Origin of the sequence: Polaromonas sp., from assembly GCF_012927415.1 — a bacterium.
Lineage (GTDB): Bacteria > Pseudomonadota > Gammaproteobacteria > Burkholderiales > Burkholderiaceae_C > Polaromonas.
Window position 1 is genome coordinate 1 of the sequence record NZ_JABBPF010000147.1, and the last position, 5,028, is coordinate 5,028.

Below are 5,028 nucleotides of genomic sequence, written 5' to 3' on the forward strand. Positions count from 1 at the left end.
GGCCGTGGTCGGCCTGCAGCGGGGGATTTTCATTTTCGCGAACGGCCACGCCTTCATACGCATGGTAGGCCAGCGAGGCCAGCACAAACGTCGATTGCTGGCTGATCGGCAGCACGCCGCCGGTCTGGGCGCTCACGGCAACCCCGGCGCGCGTGTGGGTGTGCATGACGCAACCGGCATCCGCCCTGGCCTCGTGCACCGCGCTGTGAATCACGAAACCGGCCGGATTGACCGGAAAGGCGGAGTCGATGACCTTGTTGCATTTTTCATCGACCTTGACCAGGCTGGAGGCGGTGATCTCGTCAAACATCAGCCCGTAAGGGTTGATCAGGAAGTGGTGGCTACCCGGGCCGGCGACCGATTCGGGCAGCTTGGCGCTGATGTGGGTGAAGACCAGGTCGCTCCAGCCGTAAAGCGCCACCAGCCGGTAGCAGGCGGCCAGGTCGCAGCGCAGCTGCCATTCTTCGGCGCTGACGACTTCCTTGAGGGAGGGGATGTGCATGCGGTTCTCCTTGTAGTTTGCGTTCGGGGCAGACAGCAGCTTACTGCGGCAGGGTCAGGAAATCCAGTCGCGCAAGATACAGCCGGGCCAGTGCGGTGACGCGGGCCGGCGTGTACCGGCTGTTATTTCAATGCATTAAACTGCTATTGAAAAAATAGCGGGAGAAGCCGGTATTAATTGGACCTGAAGCAGATTTGATGCTTGAAACCGCTTTATTCCACTGGCCCGCCTCCCGCCTTCCGCCTCCCGTTACTTGGCGCCTGGCGCTTAGTCGGCCTTGATCTTTGCGCGCGCAACCACTTCCTTCCAGCGTGCCTGCTCGGCCCTGATGAAGGCGCCGTACTGCGCCGGCGTGTCGCCAACCGGCTGGGCAGTGTCGCCGCGCAGCCGCTCGGTGGCTTGCGCGTTGTGCATGGCTTTGCCACACGCGTCGGCGATTTTGTCGATGGCTGCCGCAGGCATGCTGGACGGCGCGTTCAGTCCGTACCACTGCGTCATCTCAAAGCCGGGGTAACCGCTTTCGGCCACCGTCGGCACCTCGGGCAGCTGCGGCAGGCGCTCCCTGGTGCCGGTGGCGATGCAGCGCAGCTTGCCCGACTTGATGTGCGCCAGGATGGCTGGCGCGCCCACGCTGGCCGCGTCAAGCCGGCCAGCCAGCAGGTCAGTGAGTTGCGGGCCGGTTCCGCGATAAGGCACATGCAGCACAAAAATACCCGACACCATTTTCAAATATTCGAAGGCCAGGTGCCCGGCGCTGCCGTTGCCGGCCGAGCCGTAGTTGAGCTGGCCGGGTTTTGACTTGGCCAGTGCGATGAATTCCTTCAAATTTCTGGCCGGCACGTTGCTGTTAACCACATACAGGCTGGGCACTTTGGCGAGCAGCGAGACCGGCCTGAAATCACGATTCGTGTCGAAAGGCAGCTTGTCAAAAATGAAAGGGTTCACCGCCATGGTGCCGATATGGCCCAGGATGAGGGTGTGGCCGTCAGTGGAGGAGGCGCACTCCTGCATGGCGATATTGCCGCTGGCGCCGGGCCTGTTGTCAACAAATACCGTCTGGCCCAGCGTCTTGCCGAGTTCGTTGGCCGCCGAACGGGCGACGATTTCCGAGCTGCCGCCGGGCGCGAACGGCACGATCAGGCGAATCGGCTTGACTGGCCAGCCAGCTTGCGCGCGGGTCAGGCCGGGAAACGCGGCAACGGCGGCCAGTGCGCTGCCGACTCTCAGGCCGCGTTGCAGGGCGCGGCGTCGGGTATCGGCTGGGTTCATGGCATGTTCTCCGTCGGTGATTGTCGTTCCAGGCGTAGCATTTTCAGTCTTTCGACAGGCTTTCAGGGTTTGCCCTAGGCTGGTTCAGCGACTTGAATCCAACAATCGAGACGCAGGGCAATTCACAGTCGCGGCATCTCCCGCGCCTGCCTCAAGGAGTTTTTCATGCAAAAGGTATTGCACATCAACCCGGAGAAATGCACTGGCTGTCTGCAGTGCGAAATGGCGTGTTCGTTTGAGAACTACGGCGTTTTTGCACCGGCCAAGTCGCGCATCAAGGTCTTCGACTTTCACGACACCGGCAAAAAAGTACCGTACACCTGCACCCAGTGCGACGAAGCCTGGTGCCTGCACGCCTGCCCGGTCGAGGCCATCACGCTGGACAAACTGACCGGCGCCAAAGTGGTGAACGACAGCACCTGCGTGGGCTGCAAAGTGTGCACCATCGCCTGCCCGTTTGGCACCATCAATTACGTGCAGGAAACCGGCAAGGTGCAAAAGTGCGACCTGTGCGGCGGCGAGCCGGCCTGTGCCGAAGCCTGCCCGACCGGCGCCATCACTTTCATCGATGCCAACTGGACGGGTCTGGGCAAGATGCAGCAGTGGGCTGACAGACTCGGTAACCAGCCCTCAGCGGCTTAAGGAGAAACGATCATGTCCTGGGCTGGAAAAATTCTCCGCGTTGACCTGACGCTTGGCACCGTCAAGTCCGAACCCCTCAACATGGACTGGGCGCAGGCCTACCTTGGCTCGCGCGGTTTGGGCAGCAAATACCTGGTGTCCGAGGTGGATCCGAAGGTAGACCCGCTGTCGCCTGACAACAAGATCATCTGGGCCACCGGGCCGCTGACCGGCACCATGGCGTCGACGGGCGGGCGCTACACCGTCATCACCAAAAGCCCGTTGACGGGTGCGATTGCCTGCTCCAATTCGGGTGGCTACTGGGGTGCCGAGCTGAAAATGGCGGGCTGGGACATGGTGATCTTCGAGGGCAAGTCGCCCACGCCGGTTTACCTGTACATCAACGACGATGTGGCCGAGCTGCGCGATGCGGCCCACCTCTGGGGCAAGAGCGTCTGGGAGACCGAGCCGCTGATCAAGAAAAGCCTGCAGGACCCGCTGATCCGGGTCTCATGCATTGGCAAGGCGGGCGAAAACGGCGTGTTGTATGCGGCGGTGGTCAATGACCTGCACCGCGCCGCCGGCCGCTCTGGCGTGGGCACCGTCATGGGCAGCAAGAACCTCAAGGCGATAGCGGTGCGCGGCACCCGGGGCGTGGGCAATATTCGCGACCCCAAGGCCTTCATGAAGGTGACTTACGAAAAGAAAAAAATCCTCGCCGACAACGCCGTTACCGGCCAGGGCCTGCCGACGTTTGGCACGCAGGTGCTGATGAACGTGATCAATGAGATCGGCGGTCTGCCCACCCGTAACCATCAGGACGTGCAGTTTGAAAACGCCATGGACATCTCGGCCGAAGCCATGGCCGCGCCGCGCGAGAGCGACGGCAAGGCGCAGCTGATCACCAACCAGGCCTGTTTTGGCTGCACCATCGCCTGCGGCCGCATCAGCAAGATTGACCAGACGCATTTCACGGTGGCGAACAAGCCGCAGTACTGGGGTGCGTCGGGCGGACTTGAATACGAAGCAGCGTGGGCGTTGGGGGCGGCCAACGGCGTGAAGGACCTTGAAGTCCTGCAATACTGCACCATGCTTTGCAACGAGGAAGGCATCGACCCGATCAGTTTTGGCGCCACCATTGGCGCGGTGATGGAGCTGTATGAAATGGGCGTGCTCACCCGGGAGCAGCTCGGTATCGAGGCGCCATTCGGCTCGGCCGCTGCCCTGGCCTTTCTGGTGGAGGAAACCATTTACAGCCGGGGCTTCGGCAAGGAAATTGGTCAGGGCTCCAAGCGCCTGACGGCCAGATACGGCCACCCCGATCTGTCGATGTCTTCCAAGGGCCAGGAGTTTCCGGCTTATGACGGCCGCGCCATCCAGGGCATCGGGCTGGCCTATGCCACGTCCAACCGGGGCGGCTGCCATTTGCGCGGCTACACCATCGCCTCCGAGGTGCTGGGCATTCCGGTCAAGACCGATCCACTGGAGCACGAAGGCAAGCCCGAGCTGGTCAAGGCGTTCCAGGATGCAACGGCGGCTTTCGACTCGGCCGGGATCTGCGTGTTCACCTCCTTCGCCTGGGGTCTTGCCGATGTGGCGCCCCAGGTTCAGGCGGCCTGTGGCGAACAATTCACCACCGAGGAACTGGAAAAGATCGGCGAGCGTATCTGGAACATGGAGCGCGAGTTCAACAACGCGGCGGGGTTTACCAAGGCCGATGATTCGCTGCCCAAACGGTTGCTGACGGAACCGGCCAAAACCGGCCCGGCCAAGGGCAAGGTCAACATGCTGGCCGAGATGCTGCCCAAGTACTACGCGGCGCGCGGCTGGGACAGCGAAGGCGTACCGACGCCCGAGACCCGGGCGCGTCTGAGTCTGTAAGATTTATTCCCTCCCCTGGAGGGTCGGGGTGGGTTCTGCTCGCAGGCCCACCTTTTTTTTAATTCTGGAGATCAATGCATGACCCACCACGTCATTCTGGGCGCCGGCCCGGCCGGTGTGATTGCCGCCGAAACCATTCGCCAGCAGGCGCCGAAGGACACCATCACGCTGGTTGGCGACGAAGCCGAGCCGCCGTATTCGCGCATGGCCATTCCCTATTTGTTGATGGGCAACATTGACGAGCGCGGCACTTACCTGCGCAAAAAGCCGTCGCATTTCGCTGATCTAAGGATAAATCAGCTCCACGTCCAGGCAACATCGGTCGATGTAGCTACAAAAAGCATAGCACTTGATGATGGTCAACGCCTCAGCTATGACCGGCTGCTGATCGCCACCGGCTCGCACCCGGCGCGCCCGCCGATTCCCGGCATGGACTGCGCTGGCGTGCACCCGTGCTGGACGCTGGCCGATGCGCGAAAGATCATGGCGCTGGCCCGGCCCGGCGCGCGGGTGCTGCAGATGGGCGCGGGCTTCATCGGCTGCATCATCATGGAAGCGCTGATGCGGCGTGGCGTGCAGCTCAGCGTGGTCGAGATGGGCGACCGCATGGTGCCGCGCATGATGGGGCCGATGGCCGGCGGCATGATCCGGGACTGGTGCGAATCACAAGGGGTGCAGGTGTTTACCGGGACCCGGGTCGAGTCAATTCACCCGGGCGAGCCGCTGTCGGTGCGGCTGTCCAGCGGGCCGACCGT

5 protein-coding genes are annotated in these 5,028 nt (G+C 62.4%); 3 read left to right on the plus strand and 2 right to left on the minus strand.

Features of this window, described 5'->3' with window-relative positions:
* The coding region (locus tag HHJ19_RS12525; RefSeq protein ID WP_296907884.1) for a class II aldolase/adducin family protein at positions 1-502 on the minus strand (502 nt) is incomplete at its 3' end.
* Positions 503-769: 267 nt separating this feature from the next.
* Positions 770-1,771 carry a tripartite tricarboxylate transporter substrate binding protein gene (locus HHJ19_RS12530; RefSeq protein WP_296907887.1) on the minus strand — a complete coding sequence of 334 codons (1,002 nt, stop codon included), beginning with the start codon at positions 1,769-1,771 and terminating at the stop codon, positions 770-772.
* Positions 1,772-1,936: 165 nt separating this feature from the next.
* On the opposite strand from HHJ19_RS12530, the gene HHJ19_RS12535 reads away from it, so the two are divergent.
* The 3 genes from HHJ19_RS12535 to HHJ19_RS12545 all read left to right on the plus strand — a co-directional run.
* Positions 1,937-2,413: a 4Fe-4S dicluster domain-containing protein gene (locus HHJ19_RS12535; protein ID WP_296907890.1), complete on the plus strand. Its 477-nt coding sequence runs from the start codon at positions 1,937-1,939 to the stop codon at positions 2,411-2,413.
* 12 nt (positions 2,414-2,425) lie between these two features.
* On the plus strand, positions 2,426-4,273 hold the full coding sequence (locus tag HHJ19_RS12540) for an aldehyde ferredoxin oxidoreductase family protein (RefSeq protein ID WP_296907893.1): 1,848 nt from the start codon (positions 2,426-2,428) through the stop codon (positions 4,271-4,273).
* Between the two features lie 78 nt (positions 4,274-4,351).
* The coding region (locus HHJ19_RS12545; protein WP_296907895.1) for an FAD/NAD(P)-binding oxidoreductase at positions 4,352-5,028 on the plus strand (677 nt) is incomplete at its 3' end.